The organism is Streptomyces sp. NBC_01017 (genome assembly GCF_045162795.1).
In the GTDB taxonomy this organism is placed as follows: Bacteria; Actinomycetota; Actinomycetes; order Streptomycetales; family Streptomycetaceae; genus Streptomyces; species Streptomyces machairae.
Genome location: NZ_CP108683.1, coordinates 5,417,077 through 5,443,058, shown reverse-complemented (window position 1 = coordinate 5,443,058; position 25,982 = coordinate 5,417,077). Strand labels below are relative to the sequence as shown.

The 25,982-nt window shown below is 70.0% G+C and carries 23 protein-coding genes; 10 read left to right on the top strand and 13 right to left on the bottom strand.

Annotation, left to right across the window (positions count from 1 at the left end; translation table 11 throughout):
• Positions 1-56: 56 nt before the first annotated feature.
• Complete coding sequence (locus OG331_RS24805; protein ID WP_406199900.1) at positions 57-881, bottom strand: maleylpyruvate isomerase family mycothiol-dependent enzyme; 825 nt, start codon at positions 879-881, stop codon at positions 57-59.
• 204 nt (positions 882-1,085) lie between these two features.
• Here OG331_RS24805 and OG331_RS24800 point away from each other — a divergent pair, with 204 nt between their 5' ends.
• A complete protein-coding gene (locus OG331_RS24800) occupies positions 1,086-1,880 on the top strand; it encodes a carbon-nitrogen family hydrolase (protein ID WP_406199898.1) in 795 nt (264 codons plus the stop codon).
• Positions 1,881-1,910: 30 nt separating this feature from the next.
• Here the strand turns inward: OG331_RS24800 and OG331_RS24795 are convergent, their stop codons facing one another.
• Together OG331_RS24795 and OG331_RS24790 are read right to left on the bottom strand one after the other, a co-directional pair.
• A complete protein-coding gene (locus OG331_RS24795) occupies positions 1,911-2,411 on the bottom strand; it encodes an LURP-one-related/scramblase family protein (RefSeq protein WP_406199896.1) in 501 nt (166 codons plus the stop codon).
• Positions 2,408-3,412 carry a helix-turn-helix domain-containing protein gene (locus OG331_RS24790; protein ID WP_406199894.1) on the bottom strand — a complete coding sequence of 335 codons (1,005 nt, stop codon included), beginning with the start codon at positions 3,410-3,412 and terminating at the stop codon, positions 2,408-2,410. Before OG331_RS24790 ends, OG331_RS24795 begins: the two co-directional genes overlap by 4 nt.
• A 51-nt stretch (positions 3,413-3,463) precedes the next feature.
• Between OG331_RS24790 and OG331_RS24785 the strand changes: the two genes are divergently transcribed.
• Both OG331_RS24785 and OG331_RS24780 read left to right on the top strand, forming a co-directional pair.
• A complete protein-coding gene (locus OG331_RS24785) occupies positions 3,464-3,862 on the top strand; it encodes a cupin domain-containing protein (RefSeq protein ID WP_406199891.1) in 399 nt (132 codons plus the stop codon).
• Between the two features lie 29 nt (positions 3,863-3,891).
• Positions 3,892-5,760 carry an NHL domain-containing thioredoxin family protein gene (locus OG331_RS24780; RefSeq protein ID WP_406199888.1) on the top strand — a complete coding sequence of 623 codons (1,869 nt, stop codon included), beginning with the start codon at positions 3,892-3,894 and terminating at the stop codon, positions 5,758-5,760.
• On the opposite strand, the gene OG331_RS24775 is transcribed toward OG331_RS24780, so the two are convergent.
• The 4 genes from OG331_RS24775 to OG331_RS24760 all read right to left on the bottom strand — a co-directional run bounded on the left by OG331_RS24775 (position 5,748) and on the right by OG331_RS24760 (position 10,320).
• The gene (locus tag OG331_RS24775; protein WP_328880461.1) at positions 5,748-5,996 is read right to left on the bottom strand and encodes a DUF6458 family protein; all 249 of its coding nucleotides are present in this window, start codon (positions 5,994-5,996) and stop codon (positions 5,748-5,750) included. The genes OG331_RS24780 and OG331_RS24775 overlap by 13 nt on opposite strands.
• A gap of 65 nt (positions 5,997-6,061) precedes the next feature.
• Positions 6,062-7,360 carry a M18 family aminopeptidase gene (locus tag OG331_RS24770; RefSeq protein ID WP_406199885.1) on the bottom strand — a complete coding sequence of 433 codons (1,299 nt, stop codon included), beginning with the start codon at positions 7,358-7,360 and terminating at the stop codon, positions 6,062-6,064.
• A gap of 148 nt (positions 7,361-7,508) precedes the next feature.
• Complete coding sequence (locus OG331_RS24765; RefSeq protein WP_406199882.1) at positions 7,509-9,335, bottom strand: acyl-CoA dehydrogenase; 1,827 nt, start codon at positions 9,333-9,335, stop codon at positions 7,509-7,511.
• 127 nt (positions 9,336-9,462) lie between these two features.
• Entirely contained in the window at positions 9,463-10,320 is an 858-nt protein-coding gene (locus OG331_RS24760) for an intradiol ring-cleavage dioxygenase (RefSeq protein ID WP_406199880.1), read from the bottom strand.
• Positions 10,321-10,511: 191 nt separating this feature from the next.
• Between OG331_RS24760 and OG331_RS24755 the strand changes: the two genes are divergently transcribed.
• Entirely contained in the window at positions 10,512-10,985 is a 474-nt protein-coding gene (locus OG331_RS24755) for an SseB family protein (protein ID WP_328880457.1), read from the top strand.
• Positions 10,986-10,987: 2 nt separating this feature from the next.
• Here the strand turns inward: OG331_RS24755 and OG331_RS24750 are convergent, their stop codons facing one another.
• Positions 10,988-11,722 (bottom strand): TetR/AcrR family transcriptional regulator, encoded by a 735-nt coding sequence (locus OG331_RS24750; protein WP_406199877.1) that lies wholly within the window; start codon positions 11,720-11,722, stop codon positions 10,988-10,990.
• A gap of 132 nt (positions 11,723-11,854) precedes the next feature.
• Here OG331_RS24750 and OG331_RS24745 point away from each other — a divergent pair, with 132 nt between their 5' ends.
• The 3 genes from OG331_RS24745 (at position 11,855) to OG331_RS24735 (ending at position 15,825) form a co-directional block, all read left to right on the top strand.
• Positions 11,855-13,408, top strand: coding sequence for an MFS transporter (locus OG331_RS24745; protein WP_406199874.1), 1,554 nt, complete (start codon positions 11,855-11,857; stop codon positions 13,406-13,408).
• Positions 13,409-13,598: 190 nt separating this feature from the next.
• Positions 13,599-14,579 carry a pirin family protein gene (locus tag OG331_RS24740; RefSeq protein WP_406199872.1) on the top strand — a complete coding sequence of 327 codons (981 nt, stop codon included), beginning with the start codon at positions 13,599-13,601 and terminating at the stop codon, positions 14,577-14,579.
• A gap of 142 nt (positions 14,580-14,721) precedes the next feature.
• The gene (locus tag OG331_RS24735) at positions 14,722-15,825 is read left to right on the top strand and encodes an AI-2E family transporter (protein ID WP_406199870.1); all 1,104 of its coding nucleotides are present in this window, start codon (positions 14,722-14,724) and stop codon (positions 15,823-15,825) included.
• On the opposite strand, the gene OG331_RS24730 is transcribed toward OG331_RS24735, so the two are convergent.
• The gene (locus OG331_RS24730; protein ID WP_406199867.1) at positions 15,750-17,954 is read right to left on the bottom strand and encodes a SpoIIE family protein phosphatase; all 2,205 of its coding nucleotides are present in this window, start codon (positions 17,952-17,954) and stop codon (positions 15,750-15,752) included. The genes OG331_RS24735 and OG331_RS24730 overlap by 76 nt on opposite strands.
• 190 nt (positions 17,955-18,144) lie before the next feature.
• On the opposite strand from OG331_RS24730, the gene aspS reads away from it, so the two are divergent.
• Entirely contained in the window at positions 18,145-19,908 is a 1,764-nt protein-coding gene (aspS, locus tag OG331_RS24725; protein ID WP_406199865.1) for an aspartate--tRNA ligase, read from the top strand.
• 113 nt (positions 19,909-20,021) lie between these two features.
• Complete coding sequence (locus tag OG331_RS24720) at positions 20,022-20,957, top strand: intradiol ring-cleavage dioxygenase (RefSeq protein WP_406199863.1); 936 nt, start codon at positions 20,022-20,024, stop codon at positions 20,955-20,957.
• A gap of 98 nt (positions 20,958-21,055) precedes the next feature.
• On the opposite strand, the gene OG331_RS24715 is transcribed toward OG331_RS24720, so the two are convergent.
• From OG331_RS24715 to OG331_RS24705, 3 genes are all read right to left on the bottom strand, one after another.
• Positions 21,056-21,763, bottom strand: a complete 708-nt coding sequence (locus OG331_RS24715) for a nucleotidyl transferase AbiEii/AbiGii toxin family protein (protein ID WP_406199860.1) — start codon at positions 21,761-21,763, stop codon at positions 21,056-21,058.
• Positions 21,764-21,823: 60 nt separating this feature from the next.
• Positions 21,824-22,189, bottom strand: a complete 366-nt coding sequence (locus OG331_RS24710) for a PH domain-containing protein (RefSeq protein ID WP_093907565.1) — start codon at positions 22,187-22,189, stop codon at positions 21,824-21,826.
• Between the two features lie 85 nt (positions 22,190-22,274).
• On the bottom strand, positions 22,275-22,751 hold the full coding sequence (locus OG331_RS24705) for a hypothetical protein (RefSeq protein ID WP_406199856.1): 477 nt from the start codon (positions 22,749-22,751) through the stop codon (positions 22,275-22,277).
• A 226-nt stretch (positions 22,752-22,977) separates the two neighbouring features.
• Here OG331_RS24705 and OG331_RS24700 point away from each other — a divergent pair, with 226 nt between their 5' ends.
• The gene (locus tag OG331_RS24700) at positions 22,978-24,372 is read left to right on the top strand and encodes a polysaccharide lyase family 1 protein (RefSeq protein ID WP_406199853.1); all 1,395 of its coding nucleotides are present in this window, start codon (positions 22,978-22,980) and stop codon (positions 24,370-24,372) included.
• On the opposite strand, the gene metG is transcribed toward OG331_RS24700, so the two are convergent.
• Positions 24,365-25,969, bottom strand: a complete 1,605-nt coding sequence (gene metG / locus OG331_RS24695; RefSeq protein ID WP_406199850.1) for a methionine--tRNA ligase — start codon at positions 25,967-25,969, stop codon at positions 24,365-24,367. The genes OG331_RS24700 and metG overlap by 8 nt on opposite strands.
• Between the last annotated feature and the right edge of the window lie 13 nt (positions 25,970-25,982).

The following is a 25,982-nucleotide window of genomic DNA, read 5'->3' as shown; positions in this document are numbered from 1 at the left end:
CCGCCGACAGCGAATAACGGGCAGCCGCCTCGCGGCCCCCGGCGCCCGAAGGAGTCCTACGGCGTGACCGTGAAGTTCCGCAGGATCGCCGCCGTCAGGTCCGCGTCGCCCTCCGACTTCAGCCGGTCCGCCGCCGCCTCCGGCGTGATGCGGCCGCAGGCCAGGCGGACGTAGGTCTCCCAGTCGAGGGTGAGGGTGGCGGCGGGGCCCAGCGCGGGGGCCGTTTCGAGAGTGCCGCGGCCCTGGATGTCGATGCGGATCGTGCGCAGGAACTCGATCGGACCGTGCACGTCGAGGACGATCGCCGAACTGCGGGGCGCGTTCGCCTTGGTGGCGACGATGTCGGGCAGCTTGGCCAGCAGGACGTCACGGGCGACGTGTGCGCCGGGGGAATCGAGGTTGCCGGGGCGGCCGAGGGCCGCGCGCAGGTCCTGTTCGTGGACCCAGATGTCGAACGCGTGGGTGCGCATCGACTCCTCGAGGGTGAGCTCCGCCCCCAGCGGGCCGCGCACCTTCGTGCCGGGGTCGCGGGACTCGTTGCGCAGCTGGCGGTTGCGGCGGATGACCGTGTACTCCAGCTCGGACGTCATCTCCGGCGCCGTGTGGTGGCGGCGGACGTCGACCTGCATCTCCATGTAGCGCTGGCTGTCGTTGGTGACGTGGAAGAGGTCGCGCGGAAGCGTGTGGATGGGACGCGGGTCGCCGAGCATCTCGCAGTCCAGCCCGATGACATGGGACACGACGTCGCGGACCGACCAGCCGGGGCAGGGCGTGCGCCGATTCCACTCGCCCTCCACAAGCGGCGTCACCAGCTCGGATATCGCTTCGATGGAGTGGGTCCAGGCGTCGGCGTAGGGCTGGAGGGTGGGATGCAGACTCACGGAAACGGGACCCCTCGGCGGTTGGTACGTCGGTACGCGGGCAGGTTGTGGCGGCGGTGCCAGTGGGCGGCGGCTGCTGTCGGCGGGTGTCTTGAAACGCTAAGTTACGCTGCTGTGAGGCACCCCGGCAGTGCTTTCGTGTGACGATCGTAGGCCCCGCGTGGATGCCCGTGTGGACCGCTCGAATGCCAGGACGGTGGTAGTGTGCGCGCCTCTCTGCTCCAGATCGACGTCAATGAGGGCGAATCGGTCGAATCGCGTCGGCTGAGGGTCGCCTCGCTCGTGCGGGAACAAGCGGGCGCGGATCTGGTCGTCCTACCCGAGCTGTGGACCACCGGGGCGTTCGCCTACGAGGACTTCGGCAGCGCGGCCGAGCCGCTCGAAGGGCCCACGTACGAGGCGATGGCGAAGGCCGCGAGCGACGCGGGCGTGTGGCTGCACGCGGGCTCGATCCCCGAACGGGACCCTGACGGGCCGCTCTACAACACCTCTCTCGTCTTCTCCCCCTCTGGTGATCTGGCCGCCGCATACCGCAAGATCCATCGCTTCGGCTTCGACAAGGGCGAGGCGGTGCTGATGGGCGCGGGCGACGAACTGGTGACGGTCCGGCTGCCCGGGACAACCCTCGGCGTGGCCACTTGCTACGACCTCCGCTTCCCCGAACTCTTCCGCGGCCTCGTCGACGCCGGCGCCGAGACCCTGGTCATCCCGGCGGGCTGGCCGGAGCGCCGCCGGGCGCACTGGACGCTGCTGGCTCAGGCGCGGGCGGTGGAGAACCAGGCGTTCGTGCTCGCCTGTGGAACGGCCGGAACGCACGCGGGAGTTCCGCAGGCCGGTCACTCGATCGTGGTCGATCCGTGGGGCGAGGTGCTGGCGCAGGCCGGTGCGGGTGAGCAGATCCTCACGGTGGAGTTCGATCCGGGGAAGGTCGCGGTGACGCGGGATCAGTTCCCGGCGCTCAAGGACCGGATGCTGGGGCTGACGGCGCCGCGTCGCTGACGCCGTACCGCCCTCCCCGGCCGCCGTCCGTCAGTCGTCGTCCCCTCGCTCCTTCTCCGCCAGGTGGATCACGCACACCGCCACCGCGATCAGCAGCGCCGGATCCGCGTCGTCCCGTACGACGTCCACGCCGTAGGTCTCCCGCACGTGCAGCCACCGGCGGGATACGACGGCCAGCAGCTCGCCGTCGTACTCGACGGCGAACTCGCGGTCGAGGATCTTGCCGCTGACGTCGAGTTCCGTGCTGCCGTCCGCCAGGGACACCCGGTAGTGGTTGCGCAGCAGGGACAGCCGCTTGCGGCGGATCGTGGCGAGCGCTTCACCGGACCGCTCGATCACCATCGTGTCGCGCAGGGCGAGCATCTTCTGGTGGATGTCGATGAGGACGCGCCCCTGGGTGTCCTTCAGCTCGAAGGTGTCCCGCAGCCGCATCGCCTTGCCGTCGACGAGGAACACCTTGTTGCCCCGGTCGTCCTCGATCCAGTAGTCGTCACCGAAGCCGAGGAGCCGGTCGCGTACGAGGAATCTCATGACACGAGGGGTTCCCCGCCGCCCGGTCCGAAACGCCGTCTGTAGGCCGACGGGCTGAGTCCCGTATCGCGCCGCACGCGCGCGCGTAGGTTCGCCGCGGTGCCGAGCCCGCACCTGGCCGCCACCACGTCGAGCCGTTCCTCCCCGCGCTCGATCAGTCGGCACGCCAGCGCCACCCGCTCCCCCGTCAGCCAGGCCAGCGGCGTCGTCCCGAGCTGCGCCCGGAAACGGCGGTGCAGGGTGGCCGGCGACACCGCCGCCCGCGCCGCCAGGCCCGCCACCGTCAGCGGCTCGCCCAGCCGCTCCTGCGCCCACGTCAGCAGCGGCGCCAGCGACTCGTCCGGCACGTCCGGCACCGGCCGCTCCACGAACTGTTTCTGCCCGCCGTCACGGTGTGCGGCGAACACGAGCCTGCGAGAGACCGCGTTGGCGACTTCGGCGCCATGGTCGCGCCGTACGACATGCAGGCACAGGTCGAGCGCTGCGGCGCTGCCCGCGGCGGTCAGGATGTCGCCCTCGTCGACGAAGAGCACGTCCGGTTCCAGCAGGACCTCGGGGTGCAGCGCGCGGAAGGTGTCGGCCCAGCGCCAGTGGGTGGTGGCCCGGCGTCCGTCGAGCAGCCCGGCCTCGGCGAGCGCGAAGCTGCCGGTGCACAGGCTCATGACGCGGGCCCCGCGCGCGTGGGTGCGCCGGATGGCGTCGAGCACGGCGGCGCCGCGCGGCACGACGTTGTCCGGGCGGCCGGGCACGACGAGGGTGTCCGCCGCGTCGACCGCCTCCAGCCCGGGCACGCCGGTCAGCGTGAAGAAGCCGTGATTCATCCGGACCTCGGGCGTGGGCGTGCACAGCGTCACGTCGTACAGCGGCCCGGCGAGGCCCAGCTCGGGCCGCGGCAGCCCGAACAGCTCGGTGGCGACGCCGACCTCGAAGGGGTTGGTGCCCTCGTCGACGATCACGGCGACGCGGTGCGCCGGGCGTTGCTGAGAGGATCCTTGCGCCATATGCGATTCCTAGCACTCGTGCGGCGCGGGTGCCACCCGCACGATGAGCGCATGGAACCCATCTCCCGGCCCATCTCCCTGGAAAAGGCCCTCGCCTCCTTCACGGAGACCTGGAGCCCCCGGATCGTCACGGCCGTCAACGACTACGACGTCCGCATCGCCAAGGTCGACGGCGAGCACGTCTGGCACGTCCACGACCACACCGACGAGTTCTTCCTGGTCCTGGACGGCGAACTGCACATCGCCCTGCGAGAGCCCCAGGGCGAGCGCACGGTCGTCCTCCCCAAGGGCGCCGTCTTCACGGTCCCCCGCGGCACCGAACACAAGCCGTACGCCCCCGCCCCCACGGCCATCCTCCTCTTCGAACCCACGGGCACCCTGACCGTCGGCGACCACCACGACGAGGTTCCGGACCATGTGGACGCGACGACCGGGCATGCACTGACCTGACTGTCAGTGACCGGTGGCACCCTGGGGGCATGAACGACTCCGCACCTCGTCGCGTCCGCGTCCGCGCCCCCGAGCTGGTCGGCGAGGGCGGCTGGCTGAACACGGGCGACCGCTCGTACTCCCTCGTCGACCTGCGCGGACGCATCGTCATCCTGGACTTCTGGACCTTCTGCTGCATCAACTGCCTGCACGTCCTGGACGAGCTCAGAGAGCTGGAGGAGAAGCACCGGGACACGGTGGTCGTCATCGGCGTCCACTCCCCGAAGTTCGTCCACGAGGCCGAGCATCAGGCCGTCGTCGATGCCGTGGAGCGGTACGGCGTCGAGCATCCGGTGCTTGACGACCCCGAGCTGGCCACCTGGAAGCAGTACGCGGTGCGGGCGTGGCCGACGCTTGTCGTGATCGATCCCGAGGGGTACGTCGTCGCGCAGCATGCCGGAGAGGGGCACGTGCATGCGATCGAGCGGCTCGTGACCGAACTGGAGGCCGAGCACGAGGAGAAGGGGACGCTGCGGCGCGGGGACGGCCCGTATGTGGCGCCGGAGCCGGAGCCGACCGCCCTGCGTTTCCCGGGCAGGGCACTGCTGCTGCCGAGCGGGAACTTCCTGGTCAGTGACACCACCCGGCATCAGCTGGTGGAGCTGGAGGCGGACGGGGAGACGGTCGTGCGCCGGATCGGTTCCGGCACGCGCGCCTTCGCCGACGGTCCGGCCCACACGGCGGCCTTCAGCGAGCCGCAGGGTCTCGCCCTCCTCGACGGGACGACGGTCGTCGTCGCCGACACCGTCAACCACGCTCTGCGCCGCCTCGACCTCGCCACCGGCGCGGTCAGCACGCTCGCGGGCACCGGCAGGCAGTGGTGGCAGGGCTCGCCCACGTCCGGTCCCGCGCGCGAGGTGGACCTGTCGTCACCGTGGGACGTGGCCGTCTTCGCCGGGCGGGTGTGGATCGCCATGGCCGGCGTCCACCAGCTGTGGGCGTACGACCCGGCCGACGACACGGTGTCCGTCACCGCCGGCACGACCAACGAGGGCCTGGTCGACGGTCCCGGCGCCGAGGCCTGGTTCGCCCAGCCGTCCGGCCTCGCCGTGTCCCCCGACGGGGAGCGTCTCTGGCTCGCCGACTCCGAGACGAGCGCCCTGCGATGGGTCGACCTCGACGGCACCGTCCACACCGCCGTGGGCACCGGCCTGTTCGACTTCGGGCTCCGCGACGGTGCCGCGGAACAGGCCCTGTTGCAGCACCCGTTGGGCGTGACCGCTCTGCCCGACGGCTCGGTCGCGATCAGCGACACCTACAACCACGCCCTGCGCCGCTACGACCCCGCGAGCGGCGAGGTCACCACCCTGGCCACGGATCTGCGGGAGCCGTCGGACGCGGTGCTCGCCGGGGACGACATCGTGGTGGTGGAGTCGGCCCGGCACCGGCTGACCCGGCTGCGCCTGCCGGAGGAGGCCGTGCGCGTCGACGCGGTCGCCCACCGCACCCGGCGCGCCGCCACCGAAGTCGCCCCCGGCAGGCTTCGGTTGGACGTGATCTTCCAGGCGCCGGCGGGCCAGAAGCTCGACACCCGGTACGGCCCGTCGACGCGGCTCCTGGTCTCCGCCACCCCGCCCGAGCTGCTGCTCTCGGGTGAGGGTGCGGACACCGATCTCGCCCGCACCCTCCACCTCAACCCCGAGATCGCCGAGGGCGTCCTGCACGTCTCGGCGATGGCGGCGTCCTGCGACACAGCATCCGACAGCGGCTCCGCCGCGGGTGCCGCCAACGAATACCCCGCCTGCCACGTCCACCAGCAGGACTGGGGTGTGCCGGTCCGCGTGACCGGGACCGGCGCGGACCGGCTCCCGTTGGTGCTCGCCGGGATGGACGGCGAGGCGGAGTCTCAGACGCCGTAACCGTCGCTGTAGCCGTCCCGCCGATGCTGGGGCTCCTGGCCGACGACCGGTGTCGTCGGGGGCACCACCACGCGCTTGCGCCTGGCGATGCTGCTGAACGTCGTGACGCCGATGAGCCCCACGATCATGAGGATGATCCCGACCAGGTCGAGATTGACCCCCTCCATCTCCCAGTCGGTCGCAAACGTGAGGATGGCTCCCGCGGCGATGAGGATGATGCACCCGCCGAGGCCCATGAGTTGTCGCCTCCCTGTCCGGTCCGGTGGTTCCGGTCGGAGGCGGGTACCCCACCGCCCAGGAACTACCCCTCCAGGAACGCCACCAACGAGTTCGCCAGCAGCCACGGGTCTTCCGCGCCGCACAACTCCCGCGCGCTGTGCATGGAGAGGATCGCCACGCCGATGTCGACGGTCTTGATGCCGTGCCGGGCCGCGGTGATCGGGCCGATCGTCGTGCCGCAGGGCATGGAGTTGTTGGAGACGAAGGACTGGAAGGGCACGTCGGCCTTCTCGCAGGCCGCCGCCCACACCGCCCGGCCCGAACCGTCGGTCGCATAGCGGTTGTTGACGTTGACCTTCAGGATCGGCCCGCCGTTGACGCGCGGGTGGTGCGTCGGGTCGTGGCGCTCCGCGTAGTTGGGGTGGACCGCGTGGCCCGTGTCGGAGGACAGACAGACCGTGCCGGCGAAGGCCCGCGCCCGGTCCTCGTACGACCCTCCGCGCGCGAACACCGAGCGCTCCAGGACGCCGCCCAGCAGCGGCCCGTCGGCACCCGTGTCGCTCTGCGAGCCGTTCTCCTCGTGGTCGAAGGCGGCCAGCACCGGGATGTACGGCAGTGCGGCGCCCGAGCCGGCCACCGCGGCCAGCGCCGCAGTTCCGGCGTGGACCGAGAGCAGGTTGTCCATGCGCGGGCCCGCGACGAGTTCCTTGTCCCGGCCCAGGTAGGCCGGCGGCTCCACGGAGTGCACCATCAGGTCCCAGCCGGCGACCTCATCCGCCGCGAGCCCGGCCGTCTCCTCGAGGAAGGCGATCAGGTCGCCGTCGCGCACATCGCCGCCGAGGCCCCAAATGGGCTGCAGATGCCGCTGCTTGTCGAGCTTGAGCCCCTCCGCCGACACGGAACGGTCGAGGTGGATGGCGAGTTGGGGGACGCGCAGCAGCGGCCGGTCCACGTTCACCAGCCGTGTCGTACCGTCCCGCAGCGTCAGCCGGCCCGCGATGCCCAGGTCGCGGTCGAGCCAGGAGTTGAGGAGCGGTCCGCCGTAGATCTCCACGGCCACCTGCCGCCAGCCGTGCGCACCGGTGTCGGGCAGCGGCTTCACGCGCAGGTTGGGGGAGTCCGTGTGCGCGCCGACGATCCGGTACGGCATGTGGGGCGCCGCGCCCTCGGGGACGTACCAGGCCACGATCGCGCCACCGCGCAGCACGTACTTGCCGCCGCTCGTTCCGTCCCAGGCGTCCGTCTCCGAGACCTGCCTGAATCCGGCCTTTTCCAGCCGTTCGGCGGTGTTCGCCACGGCGTGGTACGGCGTCGGGCTCGCCGCCAGGAAGGACATGAGGTCGTCGGTGTGGCCGCGGTCGAAGCGGGGGGGTTCGCTCATGGGTTCACCTTAACGACGTACGAGGGCCCGCTCCCGGTGAAGGGGAGCGGGCCCTCGTAAGGGCGATGTGGAATGTCCGTGAGTGACTGGAACAGGTGGCTAGAAAGGGGCGGTGGCAGCGCCCCTTCGGCCGACTGGAAGGCGCCGACTAGAAGGCGGCCTCGTCCAGCTCCATCAGGTCCAGCTCGACGCCCTCGGCGAGCTTGCGCGCGCCGGTGACGCCCGGCAGGACGTTGGCCGCGAAGAACTTCGCCGCCGCGATCTTGCCGGTGTAGAAGGCCTTGTCCTTGGCGGAGGCCGACTCCAGCTTCTCGGCGGCGACCGCGGCGCCCTTGAGTAGCAGGTAGCCGACGACCACGTCACCGGAGGCCATCAGCAGGCGGGTGGTGTTCAGGCCCACCTTGTAGATGTTCTTGACGTCCTGCTCGGTGGCCGCGAGGTCGGTCAGCATCAGACCGACGATCGCCTCCAGCTCGACGGCGGCCTTCGCGAGGTGCTCGCGGGTGCCGGCCAGCTCCTCGCCGCCCTCACCGAGCGCCAGGAACTTCTTGATGTCCTCGGCGAGCGAGTTCAGCGCGGCGCCCTGGTTGCGGACGATCTTCCGGAAGAAGTAGTCCTGGCCCTGGATCGCCGTCGTGCCCTCGTACAGGGTGTCGATCTTGGCGTCGCGGATGTACTGCTCGATCGGGTACTCCTGGAGGAACCCGGAGCCGCCGAAGGTCTGCAGCGACTGGGCGAGCTGCTCGTAGCCCTTCTCGGAGCCGTAGCCCTTCACGATCGGCAGGAGCAGGTCGTTCAGGGCCTCCAGCGCGGAGGCGTCCTCGCCGGCGGCCTCCTTGACCTGGATCTCGTCCTGGACGGACGCCGTGTAGAGCACCAGCGCGCGCATGCCCTCCGCGTACGCCTTCTGCGTCATGAGCGAGCGGCGGACGTCGGGGTGGTGGGTGATGGTGACCTTGGGCGCGGTCTTGTCCATGAAGTTCGCCAGGTCCGGACCCTGGACGCGCTCCTTGGCGTACTCCAGCGCGTTCAGGTAGCCCGTCGACAGCGTGGAGATCGCCTTCGTGCCGACCATCATGCGGGCGAACTCGATGATGCGGAACATCTGGCGGATGCCGTCGTGCTTGTCGCCGATCAGCCAGCCCTTGGCGGGGTGCTGGTCGCCGAAGGTCATCTCGCAGGTGTTGGAGGCCTTCAGGCCCATCTTGTGCTCGACGTTCGTGGCGTAGACGCCGTTGCGCTCGCCCAGCTCGCCGGTCTCGAAGTCGAACAGGTACTTCGGGACGAGGAAGAGCGACAGGCCCTTGGTGCCGGGGCCGTGGCCCTCGGGGCGGGCGAGGACGTAGTGGAGGATGTTCTCCTCCATGTCGTGCTCACCGGACGTGATGAAACGCTTCACGCCCTCGATGTGCCAGGAGCCGTCCTCCTGCTGGACCGCCTTGGCGCGGCCGGCGCCCACGTCCGAGCCGGCGTCCGGCTCGGTGAGGACCATGGTGGAGCCCCAGGTCTTGTCGACGGCGATCTGGGCGATCTTCTTCTGGACCTCGTTGCCCTCCTCGTAGAGGATGCCGGCGAACGCCGGGCCGGAGCAGTACATCCACACGGCCGGGTTCGAGCCGAGCAGCAGCTCCGCGTACGCCCAGATCAGGGAGCGCGGGGAGGTGGTGCCACCGATGGCCTCGGGCAGGCCGAGACGCCAGTACTCGGAGTCCATGAAGGCCTTGTAGCTCTTCTTGAAGGACGCCGGGACGGGCGCGGTGTTCGTCTCGGGGTCGAAGACCGGCGGGTTGCGGTCGGCGTCGGCGAAGGACTCCGCCAGCTCGTTCTCCGCGAGCCGGGTCAGCTCCTCGAGGATGCTCTTCGCGGTCTCGACGTCCATCTCCTCGAACGGACCCGTGCCGTACAGCTTGTCGCGTCCGAGTACCTCGAAGAGGTTGAACTCGATGTCGCGGAGGTTCGACTTGTAGTGCCCCATGGTCACGGCTCCGTAGAGGGTCGGCGAGGCACTTGGTTCCTCGCGCTAGTTCACGTACCAACAAGTAGCTACGATGATGCTACCCGTCAGTAATAAGACGCAACCCCGATCCGCAATCTGTGACAGGTCACACCGGAACCGTCAGTGTCGCCGTGTAACCCGCCGCCGCGCTGCCCTTCATCGCGGCCAGCTGCCGGCCGTAACCGTCGCTGAAGATGCCGTCCGTCTCCAGGGAGAGACCGGTGAGGTTGCGCACGCTCTCGGCGTACCCGTCCGTGGCGTAGACCGTGTCGCAGACGTCCTTCGGGAAGGCGAGCTGCGAGGTGCTGGTGATGGACGTGCCAGCCGTGGCGTCCGCCAGGCTGCCGTAGACCTCGAAGTGGATGTGCGGCCAGCGGCCCGCGTAACAGCCGGGGAAGATGCTCCTGAAGGTGACCTGGCCCGAGCCGTCGGCCTCCTGGACGCCGCGCAGCCAGTTCTCGTCGGTGACGCCCTCGGAGTACAGGGAGTAGTCGCCCGCTCGGTCGCAGTGCCAGATGTAGACCGCGGCGCCCTTCTTCGGCGTCCCGCACCCGGAGGCGGCGTCGACCACCGTGAGAGTGACGGTCAGGGGCACGCCCTCGGCGGTGCCGCCCGCGGAGTCGCCGAAGCTGCTGGTGATGTCGCTGCGGACGACACCGCTCTCCTTGAGGACGTTCACGCCGTTCGAGCCGTCGCCGGGGAAGGGCCCGGCGGTCTCGTCCGGGATGGTCGCGCACTCGGCGGACGACGACGCGGACGACGACGCGGAGCCCTTGGCGGAGGAGGCCGAGGACGCCGCCGGAGTCCCGTCCTGCGAGGTGCAGCCCACCAGCGGGACCAGGCTCGCGCCCGCCATCAGCCGGATCATGCGCCGGCGGGCGAGGACGGGAAGGTCGTACGAGAGCCCTCTGTCGTGCTCGTGGACTCCGCCGTCGTGGACCTCGTCGGCGTGGTGTCGGCCCATGGCTGTCCCCTCGCTGGTGCGGTGCCGTTTCAGGCACCCCTCCCGATACTCCCGATACGACAGACGCTAGTGAGGGACGGCTGTCGGAAAGCAGTACGGCGGCTGTCGACTCGCTGTCGGTTTTGCCGGAGCCGTCGAAGCGGCCCCCGTACCGGTCCGCTCTCCCCGCCGCTCTCGGTACGCTTGCGTCCATGTACGGCTACGACCAGAACGTCGGCGCTCAGCAGCAGTACGCCTCGCCGCAGCAGCCCATGGCCGGCGGCGTCGGCGGCTATGGCCAGCAGCCACCCCTGTACCCCGAGCCGTCACCGCCCTCGCTCGCGGACGCGGTGCGGGCCTTCACCACCGGGCAGATGTCCGCCGAGGACTTCCAGCAGGTCTTCGCGACGTCGAAGGTCTACTGCCCGCGCGGCGACAACCCGGGCTTCCTCGCCCTGCACAACACCCAGCAGCCGGTGATCCCGATGTTCACCTCGCTGAAGGAGCTGCGCCGGTACGCGGGCAAGGAGTCCAAGTACTTCGTCATCACCGGCGCCGAGGTGATCGACCTGCTGCCGACCGGCTACGGCTGCGTCCTCGACATGGAGGGCGAGCACCGCATGGTCTTCGACGCGAAGGCCGTGGAGCAGATGGTCGAGTTCGCGATGCGGCGCATGTACGGCTGACCTCAGCGGTTGAGGCGTAGCGCCAGGCCGTCGAGGACCGCTTCCAGGCCGTAGGCGAACTTCTCGTCGCGCAGAGCCACCGGATCAGTGGTCGCGTTGAGAGCCTCCGCGTATCCCTCGGCGAGGTGCTCGTGGGCCGCGGCCGCCTGTTGGGCGGCGGGCATCAGACGGGCGATGAAATCGGCCTCGGTCTCACCGGAGCGGGCGACCGTGGTGAGCCAGGCGGCCTCCGTGGTGCTCATGCCGATCACGTACGACAGCAGCGTGTCGATCGGGCCGGTCGGCCTCGCGAACCCGGCGGCCGTGAACAGAGCCGCCAGCCGCTCGGAGAACGCCATCAGGTTCGGGCCGAGATAGGCGAGGCCCGCCTGTCCGAGCACCGACGACAGCCACGGGTGCCGCAGAGCCGTCGAGCGGAACGCACCCGCGGCCTCGCCGGCCGCCGCGCGCCAGTCGGGGCTGTCGGCCGGCGGTACGTGGATCTCGGCGGCGACCTCGTCGACGGCCAGTTCCATCAGCTCGTCCTTGGTGGCGACGTGCCGGTAGAGGGAGGCGGCGCCGGCGTTGAGCCGGGTCGCGAGCTTGCGCATGCTCAGCGCCTCGACACCCTCCGCGTCCAGCATGGCGATCGCCTCGCGCACGATCGTGGCGCGGCTGAGTGCCGGCTGGTCGGACTCGCGCTGGGGGCGGGCCCAGACGGAGGGGATGGAGCTCTGCTTCGTCGTCCTGGCGGCCATCGGCACTCCTTCGCATCCCTGCGTACATCGTTCGCATCGAGCGTACAGTAATCGATGGTTGCGAACACTGTTCCGTTGTGCGTACAGTGTTCGCAACGAAGGAACGGTGTTCACGAAGCCGGGGAGAACGTCATGGAGGGGAACGTCATGGACGTCAAGGGAACGCGTGATCCACGCCGCTGGTGGATCCTGATCGTGCTCTGCCTGAGCACGCTCGTGCTGGTCGTCGACAGCATGGCGCTGACCGTCGCGGTGCCCGTGATGACGGGGGACATCGGGGCGAGCGCCCAGGACACCCAGTGGATCCTGGACTCCTACATCCTGGTCTTCGCCGGCCTCCTGCTCACGTCCGGCAGCCTGGGCGACCGGTTCGGACGCCGGAAGGTGATGCTGATCGGGCTCCTGCTCTTCGGGGCGGCGTCACTGGCCGCGACCTGGTGCACCAGCCCCGGCGAGGTGATCGCCGCACGCGTCGCGATGGGTCTCGGCGGGGCCCTGATCATGCCGTCCACCCTCTCGATCCTCATCACCGTCTTCGACGAGGAGGAGCGCAGCAAGGCGATGGCGGCCTGGAGCTCGGTGTCGATGCTCGGCCTGGTCGGCAGCCCGGTGCTGGGCGGCGTCCTGATCGACCACTTCTCCTGGCAGTCGATCTTCTTCATCAACGTGCCGATCGTGGCGCTCGCGGTCGTCGCCGCTCTGGCGCTGATGCCGGAGTCCAGGGCGCCCTGGCAGAAGGCGGACCCGCTGGGTGCGGTGCTGTCGGCGGTCGGGATGACGGCCCTGGTCTGGTGGATCATCGAGCTCCCGCAGCACGGTGCGCTGGGCGGCCGCGCCACGGTCACCCTGGTGGTGGCGCTCGCCTCGCTGGCCGGCTTCGTGGTCTGGGAGAACGTCACCAAGTCGCCGATGGTCCCGCTGGTCCTGTTCAAGCACCGCAACTTCAGCGGCGGTTCGCTCTCCCTGGCGCTCGTGCAGATCGGCAACGGCGGTCTGCTGCTGGTCCTCACCCAGTACCTGCAGTTCGTGCTCGGCTACTCGCCCCTCAAGGCGGGCCTCGCCTTCCTGCCGCTGGCGATCACCGCGCTGCTCGGCAACGGCGTGGGCGTCAAGCTCGCCGCGAAGTACGGCAACCGGTGGGTGATCCTCGCGGGGATGCTGGTGATGGTGGCCTGCTTCGCCCTCATGGCCACGGTCTCGGCGGACTCCGGCTTCACGGTCCCGGCGGTGGCGCTCGGTCTGCTCGGCCTCGGCGCCGGCCTCGCGATGCCGGCCGCGGTCGCCGCGCTGATGGGCACCATCCCCGAGGACAAGGCGGGCGTCGGCTCGGCCCTGAACGACACCATCCAGCAGGCCGGCACCGCACTCGGCATCGCGATCCTCGGCTCGCTGCTGTCGAGCGGCTTTGCGGACCGGATGCCCGAGGGGGTGCCGGAGGAGGCGAAGCACTCGATCGCCGGGGCGGTGGCCGGCGGTGACGCCGGTCTGGTCGCGGCGGCCCGCGAGGCCTTCACCGCCTCGATGTCCACCACCTTCATGGTCAGCGCGATCGGTGTCCTGGCGGCGGCGCTGCTGGCGACGCTGGTGATGCGGGACGACCGGAAGAGGCCGGACGCCGCGGACGGCACGGCCGGGACGGACCGGTCGGACCGCACGGCCGGCAAGCAGCTCGAACCGGTCGTCTGACCTCCAAGTCCGCGCTCTTCCTGACACACTGAGCCGCTCCCGCACCACCGGGTCCTTGTGACGAAGGCCGCGCCCACTTCGGGTGTCGGCCTTCGGCTGTGCCCGGAGGGAATGCCCTCCGGGTTCTTCCCGTTAGGGGTAGCAAGAAGTTCAATGCTCAACTAAAGTGGACGCACAAGGAGGTACCGACATGCCTGCAGTGACCGTCGAGAACCCGCTGACGCTGCCGCGCGTCGCCGCGCCCGCGGACGCCGTGGCCCGTCCCGTGCTGACCGTCACGACCGCGCCGAGCGGTTTCGAGGGTGAGGGCTTCCCGGTGCGCCGTGCGTTCGCCGGGATCAACTACCGCCACCTGGACCCGTTCATCATGATGGACCAGATGGGCGAGGTGGAGTACGCGCCGGGCGAGCCCAAGGGCACCCCCTGGCACCCGCACCGCGGCTTCGAGACCGTCACGTACATCATCGACGGGATCTTCGACCACCAGGACAGCAACGGCGGCGGTGGCACCATCACCAACGGCGACACCCAGTGGATGACGGCAGGCAGCGGCCTCCTCCACATCGAGGCCCCGCCGGAGTCCCTCGTCATGTCCGGCGGTCTCTTCCACGGCCTGCAGCTGTGGGTGAACCTCCCGGCCAAGGACAAGATGATGGCCCCGCGCTACCAGGACATCCGCGGCGGCAACGTCCAGTTGCTCACCACCCCCGACGGCGGCGCGCTGCTGCGCGTCATCGCGGGCGAGCTGGACGGCCACCAGGGTCCCGGTGTCACCCACACCCCGATCACGATGATCCACGCGACGCTGGCGCCGGGCGCGGAGATCACGCTGCCGTGGCGGGAGGACTTCAACGGCCTCGCGTACGTCCTCGCGGGCCGCGGCAGCGTGGGTGCCGAGCGCCGCCCGATCCAGCTGGGCCAGACGGCGGTCTTCGGCGACGGAGGTTCCCTGACCGTCCGCGCCGACGAGAAGCAGGACTCCCACACGCCGGACCTGGAGGTCGTCCTCCTCGGCGGACAGCCGATCCGGGAGCCGATGGCCCACTACGGCCCGTTCGTCATGAACACCCGTGACGAACTCCAGCAGGCCTTCGACGACTTCCAGAAGGGCCGGCTCGGCACGATCCCGGCCGTGCACGGGATGAGCGCGGACGGCCCGTCCAAGGTCTGACCCGCCTGGCCTGCCTGGCCTGCCGACACGAGAAGGCCCGCCTCCGCGCCCCCTGGCGCGGCCGCGGGCCTTTCGTCGTCCCGTCACCCACCCGGTCCGCCCGCGCACGACAGCATCGCCCCGCGCATGATCCGCTGGAACCGTGCAGGCCCCCACCCCGCTGCTCCCCGATCCCGTCCGGCGGCTCGCCGCCTGGTGTGTCGTCGTGTTGCTGGTCGCGGGGGTCGTCTACGTCGGGATCCGGCTGGCCGTGGAATTCAGTACGGCCGTGGTGCCCGTCCTCCTCGCCATGCTCGGGACGGCGCTGCTGGGGCCGTTGCACCGGCGGCTGGTGAAGGCCAAGGTGAACCGGTCGGTGGCCGCCGGGCTCACCTGCGTCGCCGTGGTGGCCGTCGTCGGCGGGGCGGTGTACATCGTCGTCGCCGCCATCGTGGACAGCGGCGACGAGATCGTCGCCTCGCTCAAGCAGGCGGGCCGCGATCTCACGGGCCACTTCGGGGCCGCCGGGACCTCGCTGGACGATCTCGCCTCCAATGCCAAGGAGTTGCTCACCAAGTTCGGCGGGACGGCCGCCTCCGGGGTCATCAGCGGGGTCAGCGTCGTGGGCGAGACCCTCGCCATCGCCGTGCTCTCGCTGCTGCTCGTCTTCTTCTTCCTGCGGGACTCCGACCGGGCCGCCGGCGCCCTGCGGGCCCTCGTCCCCGGCGGGAGCGGAGACCTCGCGGAGGCCATGGCCAGGCGGGCCTTCCGGGCCGTGGAGGGGTTCATGCGGGGGACCACCCTGATCGCCCTCATCGACGCCCTGTGCATCACCGTCGGACTGCTGATCCTCGACGTCCCGGGCGCGGTCGGGCTCGGCGCGCTCGTCTTCGTCGGGGCCTACGTCCCCTACCTCGGCGCCTTCGTCTCAGGAGCCGTCGCCGTGCTGGTCGCGCTCGCCGACCGGGGGTTCGTCATCGCGCTGTGGGTGCTCGGGTTGGTGCTCGCCGTGCAGGTGCTGGAGGGGCATGTACTCCAGCCCGCGATCCAGAGCCGGACGGTCCAGATGCACCCGGCCGTCGTCATGGTGACGATCACCGCGGGGGCCTCCGTGGCCGGCATCCTCGGCATGCTGCTCGCCGTACCGCTCACCGCAGCCGCCACCGCAGTCGTACACGAACTCAGAGAGCGCTACGGCGACTCGGAGCCCTCCGAGCCGTCCGCGCCCCCCGATCCGTCCGTGCCCGCGCCGCCCTCGGACTCGTAGAGCTCGAACCAGATGCTCTTGCCCTCGCCCCGTGGGTCCACGCCCCAGGCGTGAGCCAGCAGCTCGATCAGCATCAGGCCCCGCCCGGACGACGCCAGTTCCCCGGGGCGGCGCATGTGCGGCAGGTCGTCGCTGGTGTCCGTCACCTCGACGCGCATCCGGCGGTCCCCCGGCTCGCCCCGCACCTCGGCCAGCAGCAGGGCGTCGGCGTCGGTGTGGACGAGGACGTTCGTCAGCGTCTCGGAGAGCAACAGGACAGCCGAGTCGACCTGGTCGTCGCAGGCCCAGTCGTGCAGCAGCTCCCGCAGCTGCTGCCGGGCCACCGCGACCCGCTCCGGCTCGGCCTGCGCCACCGACAGCATGGTGCGCCGGACCGTCGGCTGTACGCCCACCGGGTCACCGCAGCCGCACCCGTCCCCCTGCCGCCACAGCAGCAGCACCGCTATGTCGTCCTCGCGCCGGTCGGCGAGCGGGCCGGTGGTGTGGTGGGAGGACGGGCCGTGGACGGCCTGGACGAGGGCGTCGGCGAGTGCCTCCAGGTCGCCGTCGTGCTCCTCAAGGATCGTGCGGATGCGCTTCCAGCCGGTCTCCAGGTCGTGGCCGCCGGTCTCGATCAGGCCGTCCGTGCAGATCAGCATGGTTTCGCCGGGTTCCAAGGTGATCCGGGTCGTCGGGTAGTCGGCGTCCGGGTCGATGCCCAGCGGGAGGCCGCCGGCCGTCGGGCGGGCGAGCACCGTGCCGTCGATCATGCGGATCGCCGGGTCCGGGTGGCCGGCGCGGGCGATGTCCAGCAGCCCGGTCGTGGGGTCGACCTCGACGTACAGGCAGGTCGCGAAGCGCAGGTCGGTCGGGTCCTCGTCGAGGGAGCCGAACGTCATCCCGTGCAGGAAGCGCGAGGCGCGGGAGAGGACGGCGTCGGGGCGATGGCCCTCGGAGGCGTAGGCGCGCAGCGCGATCCGCAGCTGGCCCATCAGGCCCGCGGCCCGTACGTCATGGCCCTGGACGTCACCGATGACGAGGGCGAAGCGGCCTTCCCCAGACTTCGTCCGGGAGGTGCCCCCAGGCAGCGGGATCATGTCGTACCAGTCGCCGCCGACCTGAAGCCCGCCGCCGGTCGGGACATAGCGTGCCGCCACGCTCATGCCCGGTATCTCGGGGCCCAGCTGAGGGAGCATCGAGCGCTGGAGGCCGTCCGTCAGCTCCCGCGCGGACTCGGCGGCCTCGGCACGGGAGAGAGCCTGGGCGAGCATGCGGGCCACCGTCGTCAGCACGGACCGCTCGTCGGGCGTGAACGCGACCGGATAGGTGAACGCCGCCATCCAGGCGCCCATCGTGCGGCCCGCCACGGTCAGCGGCAGGAACGCCCAGGACTGCCGGTTGAAGTGCGCGGCCAGCGGCCAGGTGACGGGGTAGCGGTCCTTGTACCGCTCGGGTGAGGAGAGATAGACGGCACGGCCGGTGCGGACGACCTCGGCGGCCGGGTAGTCCGTCTCCAGGGCCATGTGTGTGAAGGGGCCCTCGTCGCCGGGCTGGTGGCCGTGATGGCCGATGATCGTCAGGCGATCGCCCGTCACCCCGAACACCGCGAGGCCGTCCGGTGAGAAGCCCGGCATCGACAGGCCCGCCGCGACCCGCAGCACCTCCGCCGTCGACCGTGCCTCGGCCAGCGCCCGGCCCGCGTCCAGCAGGAACGCCTCCCGGGAGCGCCGCCAGTCGCCGGTGACCGCCGTACGCCCGGCCGAGGTGCCCGGCACCGGTTCGGTGACCTCCTGGAGGGAGCCCGTCACCTCGTACGACTTCTTCTCGCGGTCGAAGGACGCATGGAAGCGGCTGCGGCCGAGCCGGATCACCCGGCCCCGCTCGTCCATGATCCGCACCCGCGCCTCACCGAGCGTGCCCTCGGCCACGGCGAGCTGGATCACCCCGCTGATCTCGTTCCAGTCGACCGGGTGCAGGCGGGCGCGCACCTGGGCCTGGCTGAGGGTGGCCTGTTCGGCGGGCAGCCCGAGCAGCCGTGCCGCCTCCGCGTCGACCGTGACCAGTCCCGTGGCGGTGTTCCAGTGCCACAGTCCGGTAGCGAGGGCGGCGAGAACCTCCCCCACGGCGGGCAGGGGCTCACCAGTGCGCATTGCCCCACTCTAAGAAGAGGTGATCGCACACTGCCACCGAAGCTGTACGGGGCACCTGGTCGGGAAGGGCCCGCGGGCGCCGCCAAATGGTGGGGAGCCGATCTTGGGGTCCCCGGTAGGCTGGGGGGAGTTTCACGGAAAGTTTCACGTGAAACAGGCCCCCCGATCCGCGAAGACTGGATGAACGACGATGCATCGGTACAGGTCCCACACCTGCGGCGAGCTCCGCTCCTCTGACGTCGGCACCGACGTCCGACTGAGTGGCTGGCTGCACAATCGGCGCGACCTGGGCGGCATCCTCTTCATCGATCTGCGCGACCACTACGGCATCACGCAGCTCGTCGCCCGTCCCGGCACGCCCTCCTACGAGGCTCTCGACAAGCTCTCCAAGGAGTCGACCGTCCGCGTCGACGGCAAGGTCGTCTCCCGCGGCGCCGAGAACATCAACTCCGAGCTGCCCACCGGTGAGATCGAGGTCGAGGTCGGCGAGGTCGAGCTGCTCGGCGCGGCCGCCCCGCTGCCCTTCACGATCAACACCGAGGACGGGGTCAACGAGGAGCGGCGCCTGGAGTACCGCTTCCTGGACCTGCGCCGCGAGCGCATGCACCGCAACATCCTGCTGCGTACGTCGGTCATCTCGGCGATCCGCCACAAGATGACGGCGCTGGGCTTCAACGAGATGGCGACGCCGATCCTGTCCGCGACCTCCCCCGAGGGCGCCCGCGACTTCGTCGTCCCCTCCCGGCTGAACCCGGGCAGGTTCTACGCCCTGCCGCAGGCCCCCCAGCAGTTCAAGCAGCTGCTGATGATCTCCGGCTTCGACCGCTACTTCCAGATCGCGCCCTGCTTCCGTGACGAGGACGCGCGTGCGGACCGCTCGCCTGGCGAGTTCTACCAGCTCGACGTCGAGATGAGCTTCGTCGAGCAGGAGGACGTCTTCCGGCCGATCGAGCAGCTGATGACCGAGCTGTTCGAGGAGTTCGGCAACGGCCGCCACGTCACGTCCCCGTTCCCGCGGATCCCGTTCCGCGAGGCGATGCTGAAGTACGGCTCGGACAAGCCGGACCTGCGCGCCCAGCTGGAGCTCGTCGACATCACCGACGTGTTCGAGGGCTCGGAGTTCAAGGCGTTCGCCGGCAAGCACGTGCGCGCGCTGCCGGTGCCGGACGTCTCCGCGCAGCCCCGCAAGTTCTTCGACCAGCTCGGTGACTTCGCGGTCTCGCAGGGCGCCAAGGGCCTGGCGTGGGTCCGTGTCGCCGAGGACGGCTCGCTGACCGGCCCGATCGCCAAGTTCCTCACCGAGGAGAACGTCAAGGTCCTCACCGAGCGCCTCGGCCTGGAGGCCGGTCACGCCGTGTTCTTCGGCGCGGGCGAGTTCGACGAGGTCTCGAAGATCATGGGCGCGGTGCGGGTCGAGGCCGCCAAGCGGGCCGGGCACTTCGAGGAGGGCGTCTTCCGGTTCTGCTGGATCGTCGACTTCCCGATGTACGAGAAGGACGAGGAGACCGGCGCGATCGACTTCTCGCACAACCCGTTCTCCATGCCGCAGGGCGGCCTGGAGGCCCTGGAGAACCAGGACCCGCTGGACATCCTGGGCTGGCAGTACGACATCGTCTGCAACGGCGTGGAGCTGTCCTCCGGCGCGATCCGGAACCACGAGCCCGAGATCATGCTCAAGGCCTTCGAGATCGCCGGCTACGACCGCGAGACCGTCGAGGAGAAGTTCGCCGGCATGCTGCGCGCGCTCCGCTTCGGCGCCCCGCCGCACGGTGGCATCGCGCCCGGCGTCGACCGCATCGTCATGCTGCTCGCCGACGAGCCGAACATCCGCGAGACGATCGCCTTCCCGCTCAACGGCAACGCCCAGGACCTGATGATGGGCGCGCCGACGGAGCTGGAGGAGGCGCGGCTGAAGGAGCTGCACCTGACGGTGCGCAAGCCGCAGCCCAAGTAGTCGGCTGAGCGAGGGGCCCGGAACCGTGATCGGTTCCGGGCCCTTTCAGGTTCCACAGGTAACCACAGCTCACACCCATGCCCCTTACAGCGCTCTTACCTAGCGTCCTGGGAATGACGGGAAACCACACGGCCCAAGAGCCGAAGCACAAACGGGATCTGACGCGTCGCAAGGTCGTCGTCGCCGGTGCGGGAGCCGCCGCGGCGGTGGGCGTGGGCGGCACGCTGGCGGCGGGCGCGTTCGCGGGAGAGTCGGGGACGAAGGGTGCGAAGGCGTCGGCGAGCAGCAGTTCCACCGCCGCGGAGGCCTGCTACAAGCTCACCTCGGAGACCACCGAGGGCCCCTACTACATCGACGCGGACAAGCTCCGCCAGGACATCACCGAGGACAAGGAGGGCATCCCGCTCACCCTCCGCATCAAGGTGATCGACGCCGAGAGCTGCAAGCCGGTCGGTAACGCGGCCGTGGACATCTGGCACTGCGACGCGCTGGGCCTGTACTCGGGCTACGAGTCCTTCTCGAACGGCGGCGGGGGCGGCACCCCGCCCACGGACGCCCCCTCGGGCACGCCCACCGCAGTGCCGTCCGGCACCCCGACCGGTGAGCCGCCGGCCGGCGGGGGTGGCGGCGGGCACGAGGAGCCGACCAGCGACACCCGCTATCTGCGCGGCACCTGGAGGACGGACCGCAAGGGCTTCGTCACCTTCAAGACGATCTTCCCGGGCTGGTACCAGGGCCGCTGCGTGCACATCCACACCAAGGTGCATGTCAGCGGCGCGTGGACGGACGCCGGTTACGAGGGCGGCACCACCTGCCACACCGGCCAGTTCTTCTTCGACGAGGAGACGGTGCTCCTCTCCGCCGAGGCGGAGCCGTACTCGACGTCCACGACGCAGCGCACCACGCTCGACGAGGACACGATCTACGACCAGAGCGGGACCACCGGCGGTCTGCTGAAGCTGAAGTACAAGAAGAACGACATCGCCAAGGGTGTCCAGGCGACGATCACCGTGGGCGTCGACCCGGAGGCGACGAACACCGGCACCTGACTCGACCTGACCCCACCCGAACGGCGCGGGGCGGATGTGTGCGTACACGTCCGCCCCGCATTCACATGAATGGACGCTGAGTCCGGGTGGCGGCGCCGTCACTCCTCCTCCGTCGGTGGCCTGAGTGCCTCCTCCTCCAGCAGGCGCTCGGCGATGTCGTCGGCCCAGGCCCTGACCCACCGGCGCAGCGTTGTCACTGACTCCGTGGTGAGGCCGCGGGCGGTGAACACCCGGTCGTCCAGCAGTTCCGTCGCCTCCAGGCGGGACTGGAGGTCGGCCGGGTCGAACTCGTCCCAGGCGTGGCGGCGGCCCTGCTCCTCCAGGTCGGGGAAGCTCCAGTGGGCCGCGGCGGCGTAGACGTCGATCAGGTCGCGTGCGGTGCCGCGGTCGGTCAGGGCGCGGACCTTGGTGCCGATGAGGTCTTCGAGGGAGAGGACCGGGCCGAGGTCGGTGGTGACCGGCGGGTGCCAGAGAGTCTCCTTCAGGAGGTCGAGCGTGTACTCCTCGGCACGGCCGCCCGAGAGCTGGTCACCGGCGTCCGGGGCGGTGACGAGCAGCCGGGCGGAGAGCGGGTCGGTCTCCAGGGGGCGTACCCGCCAGCCGAGTTCGGTCAGGCCGCGCAGCATGTCGGCAGCGATCCGGTCCATGGGCTCGGGCGACTCCGTCGCCACCTCCAGCGGCCCCCGCACCGACTCCCGCGACGTCAGACCGTGCGCCCGGACCGCGTACTCGCCGGCCAGGACGAGGGCATGGCGGGCGCCCAGAGCGAGGACATCGGTCAGGAGGTGGCGGGGCTGCGGGATCATCGTGCGCCGATTATGGCTGCCCCGCCGAGTCGGGCGACCTCGGCGGGGCCGGACGTACGGCTACTTCGCCACGAACTGCGTCAGGATCGCCTGCACCTCGTAGATGTCGACGCCCTTGGTGAACGTCTTCTGGACCGGCGTCGCCGACCCCGAGAGCCAGATCTTCAGCTCGGCGTCCAGGTCGAAGGTGCCGGCCGTCTCCACCGCGAAGTGCGTGATGCTGCGGTACGGGATCGAGTGGTACTCCACCTTCTTGCCGGTGATGCCCTGCTTGTCGACCAGGATCAGACGGCGGTCGGTGAACAGGATGGTGTCCCGTATCAGCAGGTACGCCGCGTGCACCTGCTCACCGTGGCCCAGCAGACGCGCGTAGTCCTGCTGCGCCTGCCCCTGGTCGATGGTGTGCGCGTTGCCGAAGAGTGCCATGAATGGATCCCCCCACTTGATGGCCTTACATGATCTTCGCAATGTACAGCGCCTCAGGGGCGTCCAGGCATAGAGGCCCAAAAGATCAGGTGTCGTACGAACCGTCCCAGGGCGCCCCGAAACCCAGGTGGTCCGGGTACAGCTCGGCCCACGCGTCACCCTCGTCCTCATCCGACACCAGGCCGAACAGCACGCCGTCGACGGTGAGTTGGAAGGGGCGGACGGCGATGTCCGTGTACGTACGGCGGGGCAGACTGCGCAGCTGCGTCGCGAGGTGGGCGCGGGCGCGGGCCAGCACCGAGTCGGCTCCGTGCGGGGCGCGCATCTGCTCGGCCCAGGTGCCGGCGCACCAGATCTCCGAGTCGCGGTACCGGCCTTCGGGGTCGAAGGTGTGCAGTACCGAATAGAGGCGTTTTTGCTCTTCCCAGCCGGTGCCGAGGTCGAAATCCTTGGGGAAGGCGTACGTGACCGATCCGAAGAACTGTCCGTCCGCGTAACAACCGATCGCCTCGGTACGGCCGTGCGGCTCGTAGGCGATCGGGATGACCTCTGGGACTGCCATGGCGGAAACCATACGGTCGTGACGGGGGGCATGGTGGCGGTGGGGGGCGATCCATGCCAACAGGATGGACAACATCCGCGTGATGTCCCCGAGTTGCACACCGATCAGTCAAGACCTCCACGGCAACCTTTCGGATCTCCGCGACCACAGACGGGTCGGAAGCCCGCCCACGCGGGATCGCTCGCCGCAGCGCGAGCCTCACCGAAAGCATCCGAAGGACTCATTCGTGGCATCCGATTCCCAACGCCCCGTCCACCGCCCCGTCCACCGCCCCGTCCGGCGCCCCTCCCACCGCCGTTCCGTCCGCGGGCCCCGCAGCGTCGTCGCGACCGCCGCTGCCCTGGCCGCCGGCATCGGTGCCGGTGTCTTTGTGATGAACGCCAACGCCAATGCCGACGCGGTCGACCTGTACCACCAGTCCCTGCCCGCGAAGGACGGATGGGCGGCCTCCGGCTCCGGTACGACGGGCGGCTCGAAGGCCGATTCCGCGCACGTGTACACCGTCAGCACCCGCGCGCAGCTCGTGAAGGCATTGGGGTCGGTCTCCGACACCACGCCCCGGATCATCAAGGTCAAGGGCACCATCGACGCCAACACCAGCGACGCCGGCAAGAAGCTGGCCTGCGCCGACCACGCCTCCGGTACCGGCTATTCGCTCGCCTCCTATCTCAAGGCCTACGACCCGGCGACGTACGGCAGGAAGGCACCGTCGGGCACGCAGGAGAACGCCCGCAAGGCCGCCGCGGAGAAGCAGAAGAAGAACGTCGTCTTCCGGGTGCCGGCCAACACCACCCTCGTCGGTGTCCCGGGCACGAACGCCGGCATCACGGGCGGCAGCCTCCAGGTGCAGAACGTGAAGAACGTCATCGTCCGCAACCTGACGTTCTCCGCCACCGAGGACTGCTTCCCGCAGTGGGACCCGACGGACGGTTCGGCGGGCGAGTGGAACTCCGCCTACGACTCCGTCACCCTGCGCGGCGCGACGAACGTCTGGGCCGACCACAACACGTTCACGGACGCGCCGGTCTTCGACAAGTCGCTGAAGACGTACTTCGGCCGCAAGTACCAGATCCACGACGGCGCCCTCGACATCACAGGCGGCTCCGACCTGGTGACCGTCGAGCGCAACGTGTTCAGCAGCCACGACAAGACGATGCTGATCGGCAGCAGCGACACGGACAGCACCGGCAGGCTGCGGGTCACCCTCCACCACAACGTGTGGAAGGGGATCGTGCAGCGGGCGCCCCTGGCCCGCATCGGCCGGATCCACCTCTACAACAACCTCTACGACACGACCGCGCTCAACGGCTACGAGCCGAAGTACAGCATCGACTCCCGCGCCAAGGCCCAGGTCGTCGCCGAGCACAACGCCTGGACGCTCCCGTCCGGCGCCAAGGCGGCCAAGCTGCTGAGCGGCGACGGCACCGGCTCGATCGCGGGCACCGGCAACCTCGTCAACGGCACCGCCACCGACATCGTGGCCGCCTACAACGCCGCGAGCTCGAAGAAGATCAAGACGACGGTGAACTGGAAGCCGGCGCTGACGGCGGGGCTCCAGACGTCGGCGAAGAACCTCGCGAACGAGCTGGCGACGACGACGGGCGCCGGGATCCTCAAGTAGTCGCCGGCGGTTCTTCCAGCCGCGGGAACAGCACCGCACCCTTGGTGACCGTCGTACCGGCGGGGAGCCTCCCCCAGTCGGCCGCCTCCTGGATCCTCTGGTCCTGGAGACGGCCCAGGGAGGCCTCCGCGCCCAGGGAGTCCCAGAGCTTCGCGGAGGTCTCCGGCATCACCGGTTCCAGCAGGACGGCGACGGCCCGGAGGGACTCGGCGGCCGTGTAGAGGATGGTGGCGAGACGGGCCCGGGCCTCCTCGGAGCCCGCTGCGTCAGCAGCATGGTCAAACGCAGTCTTGGCGACCTTCCAGGGCTCCTGCTCCGTGAGGTAGCCGTTGACCTGCCGGACGAAGTCGAAGACCGCCAGGATGCCGCCCTGGAAGTCCAGCTCGTCGCCGATCCTGCGGTCGGCCTCCGCGACGGCCTTGGCGAGAGCCTCCTGGACGGCCTGCTCGGCCTTGCCGTGGGCCGTCGACGCCGGCAGCTCGCCGCCGAAGTACCGGCCGACCATGGCCGCCACCCGGGAGGCGAGGTTGCCGTAGTCGTTCGCCAGCTCGCTGGTGTAGCGGGCGGAGAAGTCCTCCCAGGAGAACGAGCCGTCCTGGCCGAAGGCGATCGCGCGCAGGAAGTACCAGCGGTAGGCGTCCACGCCGAAGTGCGAGGTCAGGTCCTGTGGCTTGATGCCGGTCAGGTTGGACTTGCTCATCTTCTCGCCGCCGACCAGCAGCCAGCCGTTGGCCGCGATCCGGCCCGGCAGCGGCAGACCGTTCGCCATCAGCATGGCCGGCCAGATGACCGCGTGGAAGCGGAGGATGTCCTTGCCGACGAGGTGGACGTCGGCCGGGAACGTCGACTCGAACTTCTCGGGGTTCTCGTTGTAGCCGACGGCCGTGGCGTAGTTGAGCAGGGCGTCCGCCCAGACGTAGATGACGTGGTCGTCGTCCCAGGGGGCCTTGACGCCCCAGTCGAACGTCGAGCGGGAGACGGAGAGGTCCTGAAGGCCGCCCCGGACGAAGTTCACCACCTCGTTGCGGGCCGACTCCGGCTGGATGAAGCCGGGGTTGGCCTCGTAGTGGGCGAGGAGGCGCTCACCGTACTCGCTGAGCTTGAAGAAGTAGTTCTCCTCCTTGAGGAGATCCACCGGGCGCTTGTGGATCGCGCAGAGCAGAGTGCCGTCCGCCGCCTCGATCAGCTCGCCGGGGAGCTTGTACTCCTCGCAGGCCACGCAGTACGGGCCCTCGTAACTCCCCTTGCGGATCCGGCCGTTGTCGTACAGGTCCTGGAAGAACTCCTGCACCCGGTCGGTGTGCCGCTTCTCCGTCGTACGGATGAAGTCGTCGTGGGAGATCTCCAGGTGCCGCCAGAGCGGCTTCCAGGACTCCTCGGCCAGCCGGTCGGCCCAGACCCGCGGCGGCACGCCGTTCGCCTCGGCCGTCCGCAGGATCTTCTGGCCGTGTTCGTCGGTCCCCGTGAGGAACCACACGTCCTCGCCGCGTCGGCGGTGCCAGCGGGCGAGGACGTCGGCCGCCACCGTGGTGTAGGCGTGGCCCAGGTGCGGGGCGTCGTTGACGTAGTAGATCGGGGTCGTGACGTAGTACGTCATGACCTCACTCCAT